The 20,873-nt window shown below is 36.0% G+C and carries 17 protein-coding genes; 4 read left to right on the top strand and 13 right to left on the bottom strand.

Features of this window, described 5'->3' with window-relative positions:
- The coding region (locus Q0X89_RS04710) for a pirin family protein (protein ID WP_297691638.1) at positions 1–686 on the bottom strand (686 nt) is incomplete at its 3' end.
- Positions 687–752: 66 nt separating this feature from the next.
- Here Q0X89_RS04710 and Q0X89_RS04705 point away from each other — a divergent pair.
- On the top strand, positions 753–887 hold the full coding sequence (locus Q0X89_RS04705) for a hypothetical protein (protein ID WP_297691636.1): 135 nt from the start codon (positions 753–755) through the stop codon (positions 885–887).
- 222 nt (positions 888–1,109) lie between these two features.
- Here Q0X89_RS04705 and Q0X89_RS04700 read toward each other — a convergent pair whose 3' ends face one another.
- The 5 genes from Q0X89_RS04700 to Q0X89_RS04680 all read right to left on the bottom strand — a co-directional run bounded on the left by Q0X89_RS04700 (position 1,110) and on the right by Q0X89_RS04680 (position 6,508).
- Positions 1,110–1,949, bottom strand: a complete 840-nt coding sequence (locus Q0X89_RS04700) for a 1,4-dihydroxy-2-naphthoyl-CoA synthase (protein ID WP_297691634.1) — start codon at positions 1,947–1,949, stop codon at positions 1,110–1,112.
- A 93-nt stretch (positions 1,950–2,042) separates the two neighbouring features.
- Entirely contained in the window at positions 2,043–3,287 is a 1,245-nt protein-coding gene (locus Q0X89_RS04695) for a glycosyltransferase (RefSeq protein ID WP_297691632.1), read from the bottom strand.
- Positions 3,288–3,384: 97 nt separating this feature from the next.
- Positions 3,385–4,896 carry a DEAD/DEAH box helicase family protein gene (locus tag Q0X89_RS04690; RefSeq protein WP_297691630.1) on the bottom strand — a complete coding sequence of 504 codons (1,512 nt, stop codon included), beginning with the start codon at positions 4,894–4,896 and terminating at the stop codon, positions 3,385–3,387.
- Positions 4,897–5,015: 119 nt separating this feature from the next.
- Complete coding sequence (locus Q0X89_RS04685) at positions 5,016–5,945, bottom strand: glyoxylate/hydroxypyruvate reductase A (protein ID WP_297691628.1); 930 nt, start codon at positions 5,943–5,945, stop codon at positions 5,016–5,018.
- A 53-nt stretch (positions 5,946–5,998) separates the two neighbouring features.
- On the bottom strand, positions 5,999–6,508 hold the full coding sequence (locus tag Q0X89_RS04680; protein ID WP_297691626.1) for a DUF6155 family protein: 510 nt from the start codon (positions 6,506–6,508) through the stop codon (positions 5,999–6,001).
- 202 nt (positions 6,509–6,710) lie between these two features.
- On the opposite strand from Q0X89_RS04680, the gene Q0X89_RS04675 reads away from it, so the two are divergent.
- Positions 6,711–7,574, top strand: coding sequence for an RNA polymerase sigma factor RpoD/SigA (locus Q0X89_RS04675; protein ID WP_297691623.1), 864 nt, complete (start codon positions 6,711–6,713; stop codon positions 7,572–7,574).
- 372 nt (positions 7,575–7,946) lie between these two features.
- Here the strand turns inward: Q0X89_RS04675 and Q0X89_RS04670 are convergent, their stop codons facing one another.
- From Q0X89_RS04670 to Q0X89_RS04645, 6 genes are all read right to left on the bottom strand, one after another.
- Complete coding sequence (locus Q0X89_RS04670; RefSeq protein ID WP_297691621.1) at positions 7,947–8,870, bottom strand: YaiO family outer membrane beta-barrel protein; 924 nt, start codon at positions 8,868–8,870, stop codon at positions 7,947–7,949.
- A 265-nt stretch (positions 8,871–9,135) separates the two neighbouring features.
- The gene (locus tag Q0X89_RS04665) at positions 9,136–11,487 is read right to left on the bottom strand and encodes an LTA synthase family protein (RefSeq protein WP_297691619.1); all 2,352 of its coding nucleotides are present in this window, start codon (positions 11,485–11,487) and stop codon (positions 9,136–9,138) included.
- A 4-nt stretch (positions 11,488–11,491) separates the two neighbouring features.
- Complete coding sequence (locus tag Q0X89_RS04660; RefSeq protein ID WP_297691617.1) at positions 11,492–12,919, bottom strand: glycosyltransferase; 1,428 nt, start codon at positions 12,917–12,919, stop codon at positions 11,492–11,494.
- The gene (locus tag Q0X89_RS04655) at positions 12,912–15,296 is read right to left on the bottom strand and encodes a HEAT repeat domain-containing protein (protein WP_297691615.1); all 2,385 of its coding nucleotides are present in this window, start codon (positions 15,294–15,296) and stop codon (positions 12,912–12,914) included. The genes Q0X89_RS04660 and Q0X89_RS04655 overlap by 8 nt, the downstream gene beginning before the upstream one ends.
- Before the next feature lie 3 nt (positions 15,297–15,299).
- Positions 15,300–15,671, bottom strand: a complete 372-nt coding sequence (locus tag Q0X89_RS04650; protein WP_297691613.1) for a response regulator — start codon at positions 15,669–15,671, stop codon at positions 15,300–15,302.
- A gap of 4 nt (positions 15,672–15,675) precedes the next feature.
- Positions 15,676–17,430 carry an ATP-binding protein gene (locus Q0X89_RS04645; protein ID WP_297691611.1) on the bottom strand — a complete coding sequence of 585 codons (1,755 nt, stop codon included), beginning with the start codon at positions 17,428–17,430 and terminating at the stop codon, positions 15,676–15,678.
- Positions 17,431–17,623: 193 nt separating this feature from the next.
- Here Q0X89_RS04645 and Q0X89_RS04640 point away from each other — a divergent pair, with 193 nt between their 5' ends.
- The gene (locus Q0X89_RS04640) at positions 17,624–18,910 is read left to right on the top strand and encodes a dipeptidase (RefSeq protein ID WP_297691609.1); all 1,287 of its coding nucleotides are present in this window, start codon (positions 17,624–17,626) and stop codon (positions 18,908–18,910) included.
- A gap of 405 nt (positions 18,911–19,315) precedes the next feature.
- A complete protein-coding gene (locus Q0X89_RS04635) occupies positions 19,316–20,173 on the top strand; it encodes a phosphatidylserine decarboxylase (RefSeq protein ID WP_297691607.1) in 858 nt (285 codons plus the stop codon).
- Here the strand turns inward: Q0X89_RS04635 and Q0X89_RS04630 are convergent.
- On the bottom strand, positions 20,174–20,873 hold a 700-nt coding region (locus Q0X89_RS04630), incomplete at its 5' end, for a DUF72 domain-containing protein (RefSeq protein ID WP_297691605.1).

Genomic DNA, 20,873 nt, shown 5'->3' with positions numbered 1-20,873 from the left:
TTGCAAACATCAGATACTTTGGAAACCAGGATATTCCCTTTTTTAATTTCATTATCACAAGCTACTATAGCGCCTTCGACAATACAAATTCCAATTTCTCCATATAATTCGTTTGATGTATCAAGAACATAATCTTCAATGGTCTTAATTTCTAACATAAATAAAGAGGAATGAACAGGCACAGGAGATCTTCTGCCATATCCATTGCCTGCTATTAATTTAAAAGTTGTACTACCATCATGCCATTTGGGAAGTTCATCAGCATTGAAATGATAAAACTCCGGATCCATATTCTCTAAATGCTTTGGTAAGGCTACCCAAATCTGGTATCCATGGGCAACTAAACTACTTCCATCGCGAAGATCAGGAGGGGTACGTTCTGTATGGGATACTCCTTTACCGGATATCATCCAATTTACAGATCCGGGCGTAATCCTTTGTTTTGTACCTAAACTATCTTCGTGCATAATTTCTCCTTCCAACATAAATGTCAAAGTAGCCAGTCCGATATGGGGATGTTGATCAACATCCAAATATTTATCAGGGCCCAAATTAGTAGGCCCCATATGATCAATAAAAATAAAAGGGCCAATCATTCTTTTTTTACGAAACGGTATAAGTCTGCCTACCAGAAAGTCGCCGATATCCCTGCTCCTTTCGGCTATAATCAATCCTATATTAGACATTTAATCATATTTAAATTTCACAATGAACATGTTATTCCAAGAAGTTAAGTTAATAAAATTCAATCAATGAATTTAGAAGTCGATGATTGGGCTAAATATAAGGTGGATAAAACATTTTGGACTTCATTTAATGGTCAGATATCAGGAATTGCTCATTTTACCACAAGTTTGGGATGGCTCACAACAATAATTATATTTTAAGTGAGCTTGATTGTAAGTTTACAGTGTAAATAATAAGAAGTTAATTTTTTCATTTTCATATAGTGTTCTCGTAAAAGAGTCCTGATCGTAAAGACAGGGCTCTTTTTAGTTTTAAAAACTTTCAACACTATTACTTTTAATCGATATTGATAGACCTATGGCCAGGATAGTGTATTTTTCGGAATATACGATTAAGGCTAGATGTTAACTGACCTAGTCTTATTAAGGAATCCATTTATCTTTGCCAAAATCGGGTTTTCTCTTTTCCAAAAAGGCGTTTCTGCCTTCTTTTGCCTCTTCGGTCATGTAAGCCAGTCTGGTAGCCTCGCCGGCAAAGACCTGTTGACCCACCATTCCGTCATCTGTCAGGTTCATGGCAAATTTCAACATTTTAATTGATGTAGGTGACTTTGCCAATATTTCCTGAGCCCATTCATATGCGGTTTCCTCCAATTCTTCATGCGGAACAACGGCATTTACCATCCCCATTTCATAAGCAGCCTGTGCTGTATAACTTCTTCCTAAAAAGAATATTTCCCGAGCTTTTTTCTGACCAACCATTTTTGCCAGATAAGCGGAGCCATATCCACCATCAAAACTGGTAACATCCGCATCCGTTTGTTTAAAAATAGCATGTTCTTTACTAGCCAGTGTGAGATCACATACCACATGAAGGCTATGCCCTCCTCCTACTGCCCATCCGGGAACAACCGCTATAACAACTTTTGGCATAAAGCGAATAAGACGTTGAACTTCCAGGATATTCAATCGGTGCATCCCGTCATCACCCACATAACCCTTATGTCCCCTTGATTTTTGATCTCCACCGCTACAAAATGCATATACTCCATCTTTAGAAGAGGGGCCTTCGGCAGAAAGTAATACGACCCCTATAGAAGTGTCTTCCTGTGCATCATAGAAAGCTTCGTATAACTCACTTGTGGTTTTCGGCCTGAACGCGTTGCGGACATCTGGTCTGTTGAAAGCAATACGAGCAACCCCATTGCTTTTTTTATACGTTATATCTTCAAAGGTTTTGACGGTTTTCCAGGTTATTCCCATTTTAAAATATTTTTATCAATTAAAGATAAGGCTTGTGATCTTATTGTGCTTTAAGCTATACCAGGTATTTATCCAATTATCATTGAGTTAAAATTAGTTCATTTTGTTCTTGGCTTCAATCCATTTCGATAAATATTTGGTGCTCTGCAAAGAACTGTGTGTTAGTATTCCACCAATAATATTAGCCGCTCTGTGTTGATTCAAATTAGTAGTTAACTCGAAAATTTTCCCAAAAAACTCTTCTTTTATCATTTCATTGCTGAAATGTTTGTTTATTATGTCTATTCCAAGGTTCTGAACTTTCTTCCAATTATCGTTATTCTGGTAGAGCTCAATAGCGAGATTTGAAAAACTAATAGCATCATCCCGAGTGCAAAGTTTTAATTCATCTGTATGGTCTATTCCTTCAATACCAACAGAGGTTGTAATAGCCGGAGTTCCGTTTCTAAAACCTTCTAAAAGTTTACCTTTAATTCCAGCACCAAAACGCAAGGGCACCAGATTAAGTTTTGCTTTAGACATTACAGAGGCAACATCTTTCGCCCACCCCTTTATCCTGAAACCTGTTTTTTCATTATCCATATTTAGAATACGTTCTGGCATATAAGGACCATAAATATGTAATTCTGATTCAGGCAGGGATTTCCTTATTATTGGCCAAATAGTTCTATTAAGCCATAAAATAGCATCTATATTTGGAGCATGTTTACCGTTTCCAATAAACACAAAGTGTTTCCTTTCTTCAAAAGGCAGCCAATTTTCAACAATATTTTCTGTTAGTTCTTCGTAAATAAATGGAAGATAGAAAAGTAAATTACTGTTTATTTTAACCTTTTCATGCAGCAGCTCGATTTCAAATTTGGAAATTATCACTGAAAGATCTGAACGAAAAAGGCTTGCCAGTTCTCTTTTTGTAATATCCAGACTTAACCAATCAGGAATACTAAATAGTTTTTGGTCCAAAAGCACTTTTTCTCTGTATGATCTGAGAGAATGAAGATCTTCAGTATCAAGTATGCGCAATGCTTCAGGCAGATTTTCTGCAACTCTCCAGCCAAATTGTTCTTCCATAATAAAACGGTCGAAAATCACAATAGACGGATCTAAGCTAAGAACAAAATCATCAAAACTCTGATCATTGAGCTTTATGGGTTGCTGATCAATTCCCATACCCGTGAGGTCTGCGGAATAATCGTTAAAAGCAGCTGTGCTGGCAAAAGTAATTTGAAAATTTTTTTCTAAAAACCAATGAATTAATTGCATCATTCTGATTCCTGCGGCGGTTGCTTTAGGTTCCGGCCAATTTAAACCCAGAATCAACACTTTATTTGATTTCATTGCTTATTGTAGAATTTACTAAGAATTACTGGCTATCTCGCAAATTAAAACATCGTAGAATAGTAAGGTTAGCTTGAGCTATAAGCAATCGCGAATCTTACATCCTTGATGCAAATTTTTGAGATATGTTTAAGCGTAATTTTCGTTCATAATCTTCTTCAAGCCACTCTTTGTAATTCTTAGTATTGTTCATAATACAATATGAATATTGCCTTACCCTGTATGCAATCTCTTCTTTGAGTTTCTTTGCCAGAATTCTTGCATCAAAAACATCTTCACTGTTTTCAACACATATTTTGGCATGTTGTTCAATACTGCGCTCTAGTACTGTTTTTGATTTCAGGCCCTGGGCAAAGACTTTTTTGTATTCAGCTTTGACATCAAATTCAATTTCTGTAGAATTTGCAAATTCAGCTTTTAGTTCCGGAGGCATCGTATAAACAAATTCACGTTCAATTGCCTCATCGTTCTTAATATTTTCAAGGAAAAAATCCGGAAAATGAAATATTTCCTGCCAGTCAAGGGGTGCATCCCACATGCCAAAACGCGATGCATTATTTCCCATATCCACTACGGTAAAATCCGTTTTATTTTTTAAAATACGGGATCCCCTTCCAATCATTTGAAAATATAGGGTCAATGATCTCGTAGCACGGTTTAAAATAATGGTCTCAACAGTAGGTTCATCAAATCCGGTTGTTAGAATACTCACTGAGGTTAGAATAGCATCTTTAGTCTCCTTAAACCATTCTAAAATTTGTTTTCGTTCTGCAGCCGTATTCTTGTTATCCAAATGCCTGATAGGATAACCGGCCTTCTTAAACGTTTCGTAAACGTACCGAGACGTATTTATACCGTTATTGAAAATCAACGTTTTGGTACCTTTAGCTATCTCCTCATAGGCATCTAATAATTTGGAAAGCATATTTTGATTACCGTATAACTCATCAGAAGATTTAACCGTATAATCCCCGTTAATACCAAGCTTTAAGGAACGTAAGCTAACATCATAACTATACATATTAGCCTTGGCAAGAAACTTTTTCTTAATAAGCGATTCAATAGATTCTCCAATGATGAGCTTGCTATAGTTATCTTTCATCGGAAGCTTAATGTTGGAACTAAGTGGTGTAGCCGTTACCCCTAAAATAATTGATTTTTCAAAATACTTAAATAGCTTTCTGAAAGAATTGTAGTGTGCTTCATCAATAATCACCAGACCTACATTGTTCAGCTCAATCATTTCCTCCTGAAGCCTGTTGTTTAAGGTTTCAACCATAGCCACAAAACACATATAATTATTTTGGTCTCGTAACTCCTTTACTTCACTATTAATAATCATGTTATTAACTCCAAAACCATGTAGCATCCTTGAAGTCTGAGTGCTTAATTCTATCCTATGGGTTAGAACTACAACCTTTTTTTGGGTTTTAGCAATAAATCTTTTGGCTATTTCAGAAAATACAACTGTCTTACCCCCACCTGTAGGTAGTTGATAAAGGAGATTTACGTCTTCAGGTGCATCTTCCAAAAAGGAAAATATGGTATTCAGATCCTGTAATTGGTAATCGTAAAGTTTTTTTTCTATTTGATCTGTTTGTATCTGCAAAAGCGAAAATTCATTGAAAGATTTAAGGAAAAACTATTCTTGAAGTTGTTGTCACTCCAATTTTACAAAATTATATGTTTTTTGTGCTTAAATGAAATTATAAAGCTGAAAACTGAAAATCAATACCCCTTTTCGCGGCTAACTTCATTCATTAGGGGCAATCCTTCTTTAAGCCTTCTGTAGTTTTCCAATAATTGCGGAATCACTGAATCAATATCTGAAACACTTGCCACATGCGGCGTAATATGGATTTTAGGATGATTCCAAAAGGGATGTTCAACTGGTAGTGGCTCCTGGTGAAAAACATCTAATCCTGCTCCGGCCAAATGGCCGTTGTTAAGGTATTCCAACAGGTCTTCATCTACCAAATGACCACCTCGTGCAACATTAATAACATAAGATTGTTTTGGTAATTCTTTAAATAATTCATTGTTTAATATTCCCGTGGTTTCCTTCGTTAGTGGTAACAGGCAAACAAGTATATTGCTTTGGGAAAGAAATGTGTTTTTTTGATTATTACCGGAGTAAATATCTACGCCGGGAATTACTTTTGGGGAATTTGCCCAACCAACAACTTTAAATCGGTTTTTAATAAGGTCTTCTGCCAATTTCTCACCTAAAGCTCCCATCCCCATTATTCCGACGGTAACATCTGATATCCTCTTATACTCCCGGGGAGCCCATATTTTATTTAATTGATCAGTCTTGTAGCTATTTAAATTTTTGAAAAAACCAAGTATTGAGGCTAATACAAATTCAGACATATCACTTGCCAGAACAGGATCTACCACACGGGTAATTGGTATGTGTTCAGGTACGGATTGGTCTTTAAAAATAAAATCGACACCTGCACCAAATGAAGCAATACATCTGAGATTAGGATATAGATTTAGAGATTCTGCAGGCTGTTTCCAAACGCAGGCCATCGTAATATCTTTTTTTGGATGTTCCTCCAAATAGGTGTAAATAGAAGTATCTGGAGCATTAGCAATCAATGCATTTTTCCACATATCTAATTTATTATCCTGTCTTATAACTACTATGGCCATTTTCCTTTAAAATTTTCTAAACATTCAAAACTGTATGGATTTGTTTTCTGGGCTTAATCAATTATATCAAGCGCCCTGGTAAAACCTTCGGAATACTCCCAATTTTGTTCCAATGTGGCATTATATACCTTTATAATACGATCTTTGAAGTCAGGCAGCATTCCATAAAAGGAAACATGTTGTATTAACTGCGTAAATGAATTTAACATGCTTTTATAGAATGTATCGGGTACATTCCGCTCTTTGGAAAATGATTGCGCCACTTCCAGGTTATAAAGCATAACATCTGCTATTAAATGTGGGGCCATGCCTAATTTCAAAAACTGTTTTATATATTTTTGAGCGACTGATCTTCTGGCCCTGGCTTTTTTCCTTTTTAGAGGGAAATACTCATTGGAGATTTTAATTTTTGCTTCCTGAACCCATTTATCTTCTCTGGGATTAAAAACAAAATCATAATACTGTTTAACAACAGGAAAACGGTCATATAAATCAACCATCTGCTCTTCCAATTCCTGCTTTTTAAGACTCGTCAAATACTTTTTAAGCGCTCTTTTACTCATTATATGGATCTAAAGATAGTATTGTTAGCTTAAATGTGAACATAAATTAAAACTAAAAAGTGTTCAAATATCATAAAAATAAGGCATTCAAGGAATGGAGGGAATTATCATAATTTATGTAAAACAATAATGGAATGAGTTTGGAAAAGACAGAATAAAACATTATACTGAGAAATTATAAACTAAAATTCAGGCAATATATATGAGGCAACTTAAGATTATCAAGCAGGTTACTAACAGAGAATCAAAATCATTAGATAAATACCTGCAGGATATCAGTAAAATTGAATTAATTACCGCAAATGAAGAGGTAGAATTAGCGCAAAAGATCAGAGCTGGTGACCAGGCTGCACTTGAAAAATTAACAAATGCCAATTTGAGATTTGTAGTCTCTGTGGCAAAACAATATCAAAACCAGGGATTAAAACTTCCAGATTTAATAAATGAAGGTAACGTGGGCCTCGTAAAGGCGGCCAAAAGATTTGACGAAACCAGAGGATTTAAATTTATTTCCTATGCGGTTTGGTGGATACGTCAATCTATTTTACAAGCATTAGCAGAACAATCCAGAGTTGTAAGATTACCCTTAAACAAGATAGGGTCTATAAACAAGATAAAGAAAACCTTCTCCTATTTAGAACAGGCACATGAAAGACCACCTTCTGCAGAGGAAATTGCACAGGAGCTGGAAATGAGTGTTAGCGAAGTAAAACAGTCTATTAAAAATTCGGGCAGACATGTTTCCATGGATGCGCCGCTAAAAGAAGGTGAAGATTCGAATTTATATGATGTTATGAGATCTGGGGAATCTCCACGTCCCGATAAGGACCTGATGCAGCAGTCGCTCAATACCGAAATAAACCGAGCCTTAGAAACCTTATCTCCTCGAGAAGCAGATGTTGTTAAACTTTATTACGGTATTGGTGACCAACAGTCAATGACACTTGCAGAGATTGGACAAACTTTTGATCTTACCAGAGAGCGAGTCAGACAAATACGGGAAAAAGCAATTCGTAAATTACGTCATAATTCCCGAAGCAAGCTACTTAAAACGTATTTAGGTTAAATACAAAAAAGCCCGGATTTTCCGGGCTTTATTTAACAATCTATAAAATAAAACACTTAAGAACAGCTTAGCTTGTGAATGTTGTAATCCATTAGAATTTCATTTAGATCTTCAATGAAATTAAGATATATAAATAGTCCAATTCGGCTAATTCGTTTAAACTTAAAATTTCATTCAAATCTTGGAGGAAATTTAAATACTCCTCCCCGTAGGTGTCGTATAACATGATAAGTTCGGGTTTTACATTATTGAGATTTGGGTATCAATAATCATGTAGTAAACATATATAATCTAAGTTGTGTGCCAAATTAAATGTGGTGAATCGGGTATATTTTGTTGTAAACTAACAAGTTTTATCGGTCAGGCACAGAATTAAAACTTTGTATGGTACCTGAATCCTGCAGAAATGGCCCAAAAGAATTTTCCCGGGTCAAAGACCAATTCCTGTCTGGTAACACCAAGGCTCGCCCTGTAACTGTTGGTTAAGCTTTTAGCCGTAAATTGATATTCAAAAAGAAGTTGCTGAGATTCTACAAAGAGCAATGTTTGTGCAATAATAATATCACTATCCGATATCAGTTGTTTAATTTCTGGTGAATAGCCCAAAATCAGGTTTACCCCAAAATAATTTTCGCGATCCTGATAATATTTTCTTGCTAACAGACTTCCTGATACACCTATAGGGCCATCAGATCTAGGGGTCAAGTATGGCCTCAAAGAAAAATAATAATTCCCACTATAAAGTCCGGCTGAACCGGTATATATTATGGCCCTGCTTGTTACAAAATCTAAATACCGTATTCCCGCTGATACTTCCAAGGCTTTTGGCAAATTAGCATATAACTCTGCCCCTGCCCTATGGTTAGGAAAAATCCTCTCATTAGAATACCCATAATTAGTATAAGCATAAAACGTTTTTGAAATTTTGGGATAGAAATCCATCTCATATTGTAAGCCATTGGTATTGAATCGGTTGCTGAAATTTACTCTGGGAATAATCCTGCCAATTTCAGTCTCACGAATATACTCTACACCGGAATAAATCATTGGATCATAAACGATATCAAATACATCTACCGAACTAATAATCCCTATCCTGTTCTTAAAAGATTTAGCCTCTGTTTCTTTTAATTCTTTTGTGGCACTCTTTTCGGAATTATTTTGTTGTCTGTATATCTCGTTTATTATTTCAGTGCGCAAAGCCTGTAAATCCGGATCAGCTTCTATAAAAATAAGTGATTTATTCGCCAGACCCAGGGCAATTGTATAATTCTCGGCATAAATTTCATTTCCCAACTGTATGTTTTGGCAAGAAGGTTTCTAACATCAGTATAATTAGGGTATCTAGAAAGAATTAACTGTAAAGTATCTCTGGCGATGCTATGTTGTCCATCAAAGGCAAGATCCCTGGCAATAAAGAAAGAAGTATCCGGATTACCCTGATATGCCAATTCCTGCGTTATTCCATTATGAAGGAAAAACACTAGAATTAAACTCAAAAATATGTTTCGATATAACATTGGTTATTTTTAGAAATTATACGTGTTTTATCAATTACTTATTAGACTTTGTTAGCAGTTTCCAATTCTTTTTTTTCCTCAATTCTCTTCAGTGAACGACTTATTTTATTTTGTAATTCTTTGTTCTGGATATTATTCCTTTCTATGATACGTTGCAGGGACAAAGCACTCTGGTTATTATCAGACCAGAAAAAGACATCTAATAAAGCGGCATAACCATCTGCATAAATTGGGTACTTTTGAATAGCCCCTTCCAGGATATCAATTGCGATATCATAACGCCCTTCCCAGGCATGAATTCTACCCATTAATATTTCAGTATCTGCATGACCGGGTACCTGAGATAAAATATACCCACTTAAAAGAAGGGCGCGTTTGGTATCTCCTTTAAAGGCTAATTCTCTTGCCGTGTCATAAGCATTATCATAATCAGAACCATTAAAAACACTGTTTATCCATACCATCTCTTGTTTAGAAGGGTCGCTTTTTAGTTGAGCAAATAAGGTTAATGAGGCAGGAATAATTTTATCATTGTTTATCACATATTTATTTACCGCTTTAAAATACTTATGATTCTCTTTTACCTTCTGTTTTACAAACGAGGCATCAGAATCTGTTAAATTCAATTCGCTATCAAGGTTATAGAGGTCACCTCCAGACAGAAAGTGACTGCCTTTTACGAAATCCTGAATATTACTGTTATGCCTCATAAGAGGGATCTTCTTTGTTGAATCAAATACTCCTTCATGGATAAGTCCTTTCCCAAGCCAGGCCACTTCTGTTGGTATTGTAACTTCATATCGGGATTCTAATAGCCCCAGGATTGATGGCACCACATCTAAATGCGAAGCCAAAGAAGTTATCTTACTTGGCTCTTTTAATAATGGGCTATATATAAGCAATGGAACCCTATATCTTCCTAAATTATCTTCCATTGGCAGATCTGTAAGATTATGACTGCCTGTAATTATAAAAATTGTATTAGCATAATCTGAATTTTTGGCATATGAAGAGAAAAAGGATTTTAATGCGCTATCGGCATATAAAATACTGGCAAATACCTCTTTATTCTTTCTAACCAACTTTGAAGGCCTTGCCGCCATTTTTTCTTGAGACAGAATTTTATCTACTTGGAGTAAATAAGCTTCTTTTTGGGGTATAAGAAATGGCTTTTTAGAACTTAAAGTAAAAAAGACATCCAACCTTGGCTTATTGGAACTGAAGTGATCTTTTTGCCATTTTTTATAAAGCTCCTTATCCGGATACCCAAGGGATATTCCTGCAGCATCTTCTTCTTGTTTCTTATATGTCCTTCCAAACCCTTTATTGTCTAACAAAAAATCAACTCTTTCTTCATATAAAAATTTGTCTAAATGATTTAGTGCGCTGTTCCCACCGTAGTTAAAAGAAGTAGTATAGTTACTTTTTTTAAGGATTCCATAGATCGTTTGTCTGGCAGGAGAATCGGAAGAATTGGTAAAACCATTTTCTCCAAATGGTAAAGAACCTAATATACATGGTAGTGCGGCATAGCTTTCACCCGCATTACTCAAATAATTTGTCCAGTACAAAGATTTTTCCTGAAGGGAATCTAAAAAGGGTGTAAATCCCCGATAATTGGATCTATCACCAACAAAATCTGAACCCAGGCCTTCTACGACGATAAAAACCAAATTGGGCTTTTCATCCCCTAAATTAAAATAGGGCACAAGGCTTTTATCTGAAACGTAGGTATGCAATAAGGGGTATTCTTCTTCTCCTTCATATTTATTAAAATCAAATACATCATCAGCAATACTATATGCTAAATACTGTAATTTGTTTTCGTTTACAGGCTTCTTATCAGAGGTTAGAGTGGCCAGAAACAGACTAAATAGCACTATTGTAAACGGGTACATCCTGCTAATTGTGCCATAAATTTTAACCGTTACTTTGTAAAACAAGATAAATAACCCTGCCATACCTGGAATTAAAAGTAAAAGTGAGAACATCAATGCACTTAAAGTTGTTCTGCTGTTATAGACTTCAAGAAAGCCCGCACCCAATATCTCGTAGTTACTGATGTAGAATTCAATTAATAAGCCTTCAATGATTAAAATGCAAAAGAAAAGCAAAGCGGTAACTTTTAATCCCAAACCAGCTTTCTTACCTTCTATAAAATTAAAGACAAATGCAATAAAAAGTCCTATTAGGGATGTAAAACCTATATGATGGATGATTAAAAGCAAAAGGCTTTTAGTGAATATCCCATCAATAACCCCCGCAATATACAGGCGGATATTTTGATAAAAAGATAAAACCACAAGGCATAGGAAAAAGGCCATAATAAGACGTATAAAGTCTCTTAAGGTCATTCTTCTGTTATTACCAGATGTTTTACTTAGCTGTTGCATTTAATTATGTTTTAGCAAAACCTTTCCGTACCTGTGATCCCCAGCCGGCGTTTACTTTAAATAATTTCTTATAATTTCCTCTTATAGCCGACCAAACCACTATAGGGTGAAATATTATGGGTTCTATTATTGCACAAAACATAAGAATTAGTATATCTTTTGTCTTGGTGTATTGATTATAGGAATACACGTCCCAGAGAATGGCATAGAATGAGAACATTATGGAAAATGAATAAACGGTAAGTGTTATGGCCAGAAAAAAGTCAATATTCAAAATACCCATATAGTAAAATATGACTATTGAGAAAAAACCTATGAATTCCAGAATTGGAGCCAGCCATTCATAAAAAAACCAATATGGATAGCTAAGCATTCCCAGTCGGCCAAACTTAGGGTTAAAAAACATATCCTTATGCGTAAAAAGCGTTTCCAGGTTACCGCGTGCCCATCGATCTCGTTGATTCACCAAATTTTTCATGCTTTCCGGAACTTCTGTCCAACAAAGCGGATCCGGTATATATTCTACAGTATAAGGTAGATTGCGCTCGTGCATATAGCGCCTCATTCTAAATACAATCTCCATATCCTCGCCAACCGTATCAGTATCATATCCACCAACTTCCTTTGCAATTTCCCGATCGAAGAATCCGAATGCCCCAGAAATAATAAGGAGACTATCTATGCGACCCCAAGCCATCCTTCCCAAAAGAAAAGATCGGGTATATTCTAATAACTGGAATCTTGCCAGCCAATTTTTTGGAAGCCTTATTTCTTCTAGTGTTCCCCCGGAAATTTTACTTGAATTCGCTACACGAATAACACCGCCAACAGCTATAACTCTTTTATGAGTCCTTTGATAAAAGGATTTCACAACATGTAATAAGGCATCAGGTTGTAAGAGGCAATCCACATCTATACAACCTACATATTTATTTTCTGAAAGGTGTATACCTGTGTTTAGTGCATCAGATTTCCCACCGTTTTCTTTATCAATTACCGTTAGCTTTGAAAAGGATCGCTGCCGAGATTTATAGACCCCGCGTATTGGTTTTGATTTCCATTCCGGATCTATTAAACGCTCTACTTTTTCCAGATCATAGGCATCTATCATTTTCTGTAACGTGTCATCCTTACTTCCGTCATTAACTACCATGACTTCATAATTCACATATTGTAACGAAAGTAAGGACCTGATATTTTCAACTATGGTCAACCCCTCATTATAAGCCGGAGCAATGATGGTAATACTTGGTGCCAGGGGTGAAGCCATAACCTTAGAAAGATCTACGAAGCTGTTTTTACGTTTGTAGTGGATAGAATTTTTTGTAGACAGGTACCCCATGAAACTAAACATGACGAACAGTATCCCGGTAAACACTAAAAAAACAATGTTTAAATAAGCTATGAATATGTTTAAAAATCCACTATCCATTCAACTTCCCTTTGAATTTTTCTGAAAATGAAATGATATTTCTAAGGAAAGGGCTCAATAGCTTCCGCTCCTTTTCATTCAGCTCATTATCATTATTATTATTAAGATTGTCTTCAATCTCTTCCAATGGTGTCTCTACAAGCTCAAAATCCGGCTGAAATAATTGAGTTTGGTTATTGCTGTCATCACTTGGCAAATGGCTTAGAAAGCAAAACTCCATCGACTTAAGACTATCTTCCTCTTTATCAAGTATACTTATCGGCACCCTGTCTGTATGGGTAACTGCCTCAGGTATTTCTTCAGCGGAATGTAGATCTTCAGCGTCCAACTCATTTATTTGTACCTGATCTTTTTTCTCCTCGGTTTCTATTTCCGGCGTTAAAAGAGACTGTAATTCTTTTAATACTTTTTCTGCTTTGGTACGTATCTTTTTATCAGGATCATTTAAAAGTGTTTTTAAAAAATAAACTTCTTTTTCATCCCCTACCGCTAATATTTCATCCATTAAGATGAGCTTGGACTCCTTATCACAGGTTCGAAACAATTCTTGAAAAATGCTAAATCCGCTATATTCCTTAAGGTTATTAGCATTTTCATTATCACTAGATGTATACTGAGAGCTATCATCCTGGGGAGTTTCACTTAAACTCTCGGAATATGTATTATTGTCAAATACCTCAGGTTCTTTTGAAAATGCCATCCAGTCTATTGAATTCTGAACCACGGCTTCAGAATTTGTCATAACCACTTCTTCAGCATTCACCTCGAGGGATAGAATTTCTTCTGCTGATATCTCAACCATGTTCTCAATATTTTCTTCGCCTTCAGCTTCAACCACTAATGGCAAAAATTCCAGTTCCGGAGTTTCGGCGTCCTTATTTATACTATCTTCTTCTTGTAATTTGATTTTGTTAAGAATTGCTTCTAATTCCTCTTTAAAACTTTCCTCTTGCAAGTTTCCCTTCGTTTCAACGTTGCGATTCTCCGTAATTTTAGCTGAAGTTGACTTTAGTTCATCTGCTTCAGATACAACAGGTAAGAAATCCAGGGGTAAATAGCTTACTTCTTCCTCCGCTTCATTATATTCTGACAGAATGTCTTCCAACTCTTCCGTAAAGCAGAGATCAAAAATTATTTCATCTTCAAATTCCGGATCCAAATGATCCTGATTGTCTAATGAATATTCTTTGTTTTCTGAAGCTGGCAAGCTATCGTCTGGTTGTAATTCGCTATTTTTCATAACTTCTGATAATTGAGTAGGATTGTCTTGTTCATTATTTTCAAAGTTTTCTACGGTAATATAGTTATCAATTCCTTCTGTTGGAACATAGGTGTCTGGTTCAATAACATTGATGGCACTTATGGCTTTACTTTTTACGAGGAAGTTTGATTCTCTTTTTACTATCGTTTCAAGAAATTCTATATCCTCCACTTTTCCCAGGGAAGAAATAGCGTCTAGAATCTGTACTTTAATATCCACACTACATCTTCTAAAAACAGTTTTTAGCATATTTAATGCCTCGAAAACGCCAAAATCCTTTATGCACTGAATAGCTTCCGATTTAATCTGGTCATTTTTATGCTTTAGTAATTCTATGAGTGCCTTGCTCGCATCATTTTGGTTATAATGCTTTATAAGTCGAAGTGCAAACAGTACCACATCCCTATTTGTGGAAGTGAGCCATGCTTTGAAACGTGGAGGTGAGAAGTCATCGAAATTCCTTAGCACATCGAGCAGTTTTAATTGCTGCCATTCTGAGATGCCGTATCTGGTTGTGTCCAAAAAATATGAAATGCCTTCATGTTTTAATGTTACCGTTGCTATTTGCGCTTGTTTTCGGACTACACCCCTTTTGTCGTTGATGAATTTCTTTATGAAGCCGTAGGCAGCTACTACTCTCATTTGGGTTAATTCAAGTATTCCCTTGGAAACCAGCTCCCAGCGCCAGCTTCTTAATTTTTTAAAGGCCTCTAAATGCAATCCAAGGTTCTGGTATAAACTAAAAATCCGATCGCGAGAATCTCCCGAGAGGTCTTTTTCAAGATCTAATAGAATCTCTGTAAGAACCAACCTGTTAAAAGGTGATTTGAGTAATTCACGAATTTCAATTTTTAAATTGATGTATTCGAAGTTTTCCTCCTTGCTTGCATCGGTCTCATAAAAAAGGAAATTGCTGACGATGGGTGCCAGAATCTTTTTTTGACCGGCTACTTTAGAAGCTTTATTGGAAAGACGGTTTCTGAATATAAAAACACCAAATAGGAAGAAGATCCCTAGTCCGGAAAACACTATTGTTAAATCCCACAAAAGATCCGTAGGGATCTTTGGTGCACTAATCAGCGTAATGCTATAATATGTCTGTGAGATTAGATTCAAATATTATTGTTTGTTTAACTCCCTTCCTACCCTAACCAGAAGTTCTGAGGGACTCACCGGTTTGGATATAAAATCGTTTGCCCCCAATTCAAAAGCACTAAGAACATTTTCTTCATTGCCAGCCGAGGAAATTATGATTATGGGAATCTTCGAATTCAATTCATTCCTCACATAATCTATAAGTTCGATTCCAGAGAAATAAGGCATCATTATATCGCTGACAATAAGATCGGGAGTTGCCCCTTTGAGATATTCCTTAACATCCCTGCCATCTTGAGCCAAATGGACATTATAGCCGCCTTTTTGAAGTCTATAATCTAATAAAGATGCCAGCAATTCATCGTCCTCCGCTAAAAGTAGATTCTTCTTTACCATACTATTATTTTCTGTTTTTTTTCAATTGTGCTAATTCCGCATCAATCATGTTTTCTGTATTCGGGTATTCCTGTACAAATCTGTCAAACAGAAATTGCATATGTTTTTTGTCTTTAGTAGTTTTTGCAGTGGTATCTAGTTCCTCCACGATAGAAAAAAGTTCCATTGTCTTCATCATTTTTAAACCACATTTAATTTTGTGTGCTGCAAATGCAACCCCATCTGCATCCTCTTCCTGCAATTTCATTTTAACATTGCCGATGAATTCCAGGGCGTTCCTTTTATAAAGTCCAATCAGTTCTTCCAACATCTCCAATTCACCCATACAGTCCTCCAAAACAGCATTAAGGTCAAAGTCAGAAACAGTTTTGGCTTTATCAACTTCATTACCATCTGCTGTCTCGTTTATTTTAAAATTTGTTTGACGTTCATTCCTGTTCCTTATTAATTTAGACATCAGTTCTTCGGGGCTAAACGGCTTAAGAATAAAATCATTGATCCCTTTATTTTCACATTCATCCTTATCATTAATCGTAAAGTCTGCTGTGAGGGCTATTATAGGAATCTCTGCCACTTCTTTTTTTGAGCTTTCCCGTATTTTTTCTGTTACTTCAAACCCACTCATTATTGGCATTCTAAGATCCATAAGAACAATATCAATTGCTGTAGATTCAAGGATATTCAGACCATATATGGGATTTTCCGCGATATATGTTTTGCATCCCCATGAATTTAACCGACGCTCAATAAGTCGTTGATTCAGAGGGTTATCTTCAAATACAAGTATCCTCATTCCTTTTACCTGTTCCGAAGAAATTTCATTTGAATGAATTTTTTTTGTGGTAGCTGATGATCCTTTAGCATATGGGAGATTGAATTTAAAGGTAGTACCAACGCCGACGGTACTTTCCACTTTTATATCCCCTTCGAGTTTTTCAACAATTTGTTTTACAATGTTTAAGCCAAGGCCTGTACCACCATATTTAGTAAAAGTTTGTTCATTAGCTTGTTTAAACGATCCGAAAATATGTTCTAAATCTTCTTTTGAGATCCCAATCCCGGTATCAGTTACAATGAAATCTAATACAACCTTTTGTTCAGCTTCCCTGAGAAGTTTAATTTTTAGCATTATCTCTCCCTGTTCTACAAACTTTATAGAATTACCTAACAGGTTCAATAAAACCTGTGATAGCTTTGAAGGATCGCCCACTAGTTTCTCGGGAATATTTTTGTCAACGTCAACCTCGAGTTTAACATCTTTACCGAGCATAAGTGTATTACAGAGATAAACAACATCCTGAATAATGCTGAAAAAGTTGAAATCCAACATCTCAAAATTTTCAAGACCTGCCGAAAGTTTGGAGTATTCCAAGAGTTCGTTGATAATATCCATGAGAGAATTGGAGGCCGATTGAATTGCGTTTACCTGTTCCTTCTGGTCCTCGGTAAGTTCTCCTTCTTTCAAAAGATCTGCGAAGCCAATAATACCACTAAGCGGAGTTCGTATCTCATGACTGACCGTCGCAATAAGCATTTCCTGGGCATTTTGCAAGCGCTCTTTTTCTTTAGTAGACTGCGTTATGGTTTCCTGTTTTGGCGGCATATCTTCTCCCCAAATTCTTTTTTCGAGATGGGTTTTAAATGCCTCAAATGACTTTTTAAGACGGCTGGCTTCTTCTGCGGATAATTCTTCAAATGAAAAATTGTCAAGCGTAGTTTCCAATTCCGACAATTGGGAAAGTAGGTTTTTTGGTTTCAAGGGGTACTTTTAGGTTAATTTATTAATTTGAAATTCAGAAAAATGGGTTTATCAAGGAGATTCTGAAATTCCAATTTTAAGGGCTTAAACATGTCTAAAAATCCCCTTTCCTTTGGGTATGTGCAATTAAATGTTACCTATGGTCTGTTTTATGTTGTCAAAATGCTTTATTTGTAGGTATAAAATCTTACATATGCGACATATTATCGGCTTTATTTGTTTTTTATCGATGATCTCCTGTAAGGAATCCAGTGAATCCATGAAACCAAGCATTGAAACAAAGGCAAGAGAAATCCACAAAAATGTGATCACCATTGATACACATGATGATATCAATGTTAAAAATTTTACAGATAGTATTAATTACACACAGGAACTGGAAACCCAGGTTGATTTGCCAAAAATGAAGGCAGGGGGTTTAAACGTGGCTTGGTTCATAGTCTTTACAGCTCAGGATTCCTTAAATCCGAAGGGATATTCCAAAGCGGAAGAAAATGCTCTTGCAAAGTTTAATGCCATACACCGCCTATGCGATACACTCGCACCTCAGGATATTGAACTTGCCAAAACTTCAGAAGAAGTGAGGACCATACATAAAACCGGTAAGCGTATTGCTATGATAGGAGTAGAAAATGCTTATCCGATTGGAGAGGATCTGTCAAAATTTGAGACCTATCAAGAATTAGGTGCAAGGTATGTCTCCCTTGCCCATAATGGTCATAGTCAGTTTTGCGATTCACACACGGGAGAAAAGGATAATATATGGTTACATAATGGTTTAAGTAAACTTGGTGAAAAAGCTGTATATGAGTTAAATAGGTTAGGTATAATGATTGACATTTCACATATATCCAGGGAATCTATGATTCAAACTCTATCCTTGTCTAAAGCCCCGGTAATTGCTTCCCATTCTTCTGCCCGCGCTCTATGTGATCACAGTAGAAATTTAGATGATGAACAACTAAAATTGCTAAGGGAAAATGGCGGTGTGGTACAAACTGTAGCCCTGGACGCTTATTTAAATATTCCTAAATATGAAGCCAGAGAACGGTTTATGAAAGAAATATATAAGCAAGTGGCTGATTCTCTAGGAATACAGTGGTATGCAGTATCTGAATTAGATTCCATTACAGAAAAACAGCTGGATGATTATTTAGAAAACTATCCTAAAGTTAAAAATATAGCAAGAACTTTGATTTCCAATAGAAGCGACGCCCCACCTGAGGTTGATGTAGCCGATTTTGTTAACCATATTGACTATATGGTTAATTTAATAGGTATAAACCATGTAGGTATTAGCTCTGATTTCGATGGAGGTGGCGGAATAAAAGGATGGTCAGATGCTTCTGAAACCTTCAATGTAACCTTGGAACTTGTAAAACGAGGATATACTGAATCCGAAATTGAAAAATTATGGGGAGGTAATTTGCTCAGGGTACTGGATGAGGTACAGGAATATGCCGGCTTTATGAAAAAATAGATTCCGATATTAAATTTGCGATTAGCTTGAATTTAATGCTTAATGTAGATATTTAAAGGCATTGGACTAATGGTTAATGGCTGATTTAATCCAAAGTATTAACAAATATTTATGGGGGTATTATAAATTATGTTAAGCTAACAATAAACTTTTCTTAATTACTCTATTCGGCATAATGAAATTAAATAGCTTTAGGTAACCTAAACAATTTTCAACATGCAAACCATCAGCAAATATTTCGTCGCCCTTCTTCTTTCTTTATTTTCTAATTATGTGGATAACCCCCCTTCTGAGACTTCTAAACAAGCTGGAATTCAGGAAATCCATATTCAACCTAAAAAACAATATAATTGTAATTCGTTAAAAACACATGTTCCTGATTTAACAAATTATATCTAGAACATTATGGACTCTGCAGGAATAGCCTATCATAATTCTGACCCGTATTTCACTGTCTTCAAGATACCAAATTGGCGTGCTGTTTTATACAAGTTCCTCTCTGTAAACTTCTGGGGTAGTTTACCGAGCACAATTCAAAGAAGAATTTCTGCTTATTATGCCAGGGTTTATGACAAACCTGTTACAAAGCATATCATTGCTCCATACGTTAGATATTATTACAACGACCCCAACTACCTCGATAATTTTTACCCTCCGGAGGGGAAGAGTAATTTTGATAGTTTCCAGGATTTTTTTATCCGGCGGTTTAAGAAATTACCAATAAATGGAAGTCCCTGGGTATGGCCCTGCGAGGGATTATTATGTGATCTGGGAAATGTTTCTGAATTAGGAACAACAAAAGTCAAAAGCGATTTAAGAACAGTTGAGACTATTTTTGGCTTAGAAAAAGGAGATATCCCGCCAAATTATAATTTCACAAATGTTTTTTTGCACAATAAAAATTACCACAGAATTCATGCTCCTATAAGTGGTACTATTACCAGGATCCAACATATCCCGGGTGACCTAATAGTTTTAAGACCGTGGATATACAAACAAAACCCTTCCTTGCCTGCGTTTAGAAATGAACGATACAATATAGATGTCACAGATGATAAGGGCAGAATTTGGTATATGTCCGTTGTAGGTGGCCCGGCAGTAGGGACCATAAAACTGGCAAATTCCATAAAAGTTGGTGGCAGTGTTAAAAAACTGGATGAATTGGCTCTGTTCTATCTTGGTTCAACCTGTTGTATGGCCGCTCCTAAAAATCCAAGGTATCACAGTAAAAATACATTTGTAGAGGTTGGAATGCCCTACTGATTAATTTGCTTCAGGAAATGTGGTTTTTGGAACTTTTAGATCAATTTTGAACTTCTCATTCATCCTCTTAATAAAAAAAGTGGCTAATAAAGGCGATTCCTTTTCCATATTCTGATGAATAAAAAAATGGATATTACTAAGGCCCATAGTATGCCATTGCCAAAGCCGCTCTACCCATTCCTCCAGACGATCAAAATCGCTCTTATGATTAGCACCAACAAAACGAACAAAGGCTTCATTATTAGTAAGCCGCATATGCATAATATCTCTTCTACCGGCCGTATCTACAAGTACATTTGCAATATTCTTTTCTTCTAGTAAATTATAAAGTTCACTGGCCACTTTGTTATCATTAAACCAATCTGTATGTCTGAATTCCAAAGCAAGAGGAATTTCTTCAGGCCAGTAATTTACTAATCGCACTACCCTATCCCAGTTTTTTGGCCCGAAATTGGGATGCATTTGCAAAAATATTGTTCCCAATTTATCCCTGAAGCCTGCGGTTGCCATCAGAAAGTTGTCGAGTGAAGGGTACGCCATCTCGTTTAAGCGCCTCAGGTGACTTACATTTTGAACAACCTTTGGGAAAAACTTAAATGTATCAGGTACTGCATCATACCAGGCAGCATATTGCTCAACCGGAAATATTCGGTAAAATGTAGCATTGAGTTCTATGCTATTAAATTGACTGCTATAATAT

It is taken from the genome of uncultured Eudoraea sp. (genome assembly GCF_947258525.1).
Classification (GTDB): Bacteria; Bacteroidota; Bacteroidia; order Flavobacteriales; family Flavobacteriaceae; genus Eudoraea.
This window is presented reverse-complemented; position numbering and strand designations above follow the sequence as displayed.

Excerpts from the sequence above, each read along its gene's own strand:
- Q0X89_RS04680 (WP_297691626.1), bottom strand. The coding sequence starts at position 6,508 with ATGAGTAAAAGAGCGCTTAAAAAGTATTTGACGAGTCTTAAAAAGCAG.
- Q0X89_RS04665 (WP_297691619.1), bottom strand. The coding sequence starts at position 11,487 with ATGCAACAGCTAAGTAAAACATCTGGTAATAACAGAAGAATGACCTTA.
- Q0X89_RS04650 (WP_297691613.1), bottom strand. The coding sequence starts at position 15,671 with ATGGTAAAGAAGAATCTACTTTTAGCGGAGGACGATGAATTGCTGGCA.
- Q0X89_RS04700 (WP_297691634.1), bottom strand. The coding sequence starts at position 1,949 with ATGGGAATAACCTGGAAAACCGTCAAAACCTTTGAAGATATAACGTAT.
- Q0X89_RS04675 (WP_297691623.1), top strand. The coding sequence starts at position 6,711 with ATGAGGCAACTTAAGATTATCAAGCAGGTTACTAACAGAGAATCAAAA.
- Q0X89_RS04685 (WP_297691628.1), bottom strand. The coding sequence starts at position 5,945 with ATGGCCATAGTAGTTATAAGACAGGATAATAAATTAGATATGTGGAAA.
- Q0X89_RS04695 (WP_297691632.1), bottom strand. The coding sequence starts at position 3,287 with ATGAAATCAAATAAAGTGTTGATTCTGGGTTTAAATTGGCCGGAACCT.
- Q0X89_RS04635 (WP_297691607.1), top strand. The coding sequence starts at position 19,316 with ATGGACTCTGCAGGAATAGCCTATCATAATTCTGACCCGTATTTCACT.
- Q0X89_RS04705 (WP_297691636.1), top strand. The coding sequence starts at position 753 with ATGAATTTAGAAGTCGATGATTGGGCTAAATATAAGGTGGATAAAACA.
- Q0X89_RS04660 (WP_297691617.1), bottom strand. The coding sequence starts at position 12,919 with ATGGATAGTGGATTTTTAAACATATTCATAGCTTATTTAAACATTGTT.
- Q0X89_RS04640 (WP_297691609.1), top strand. The coding sequence starts at position 17,624 with ATGCGACATATTATCGGCTTTATTTGTTTTTTATCGATGATCTCCTGT.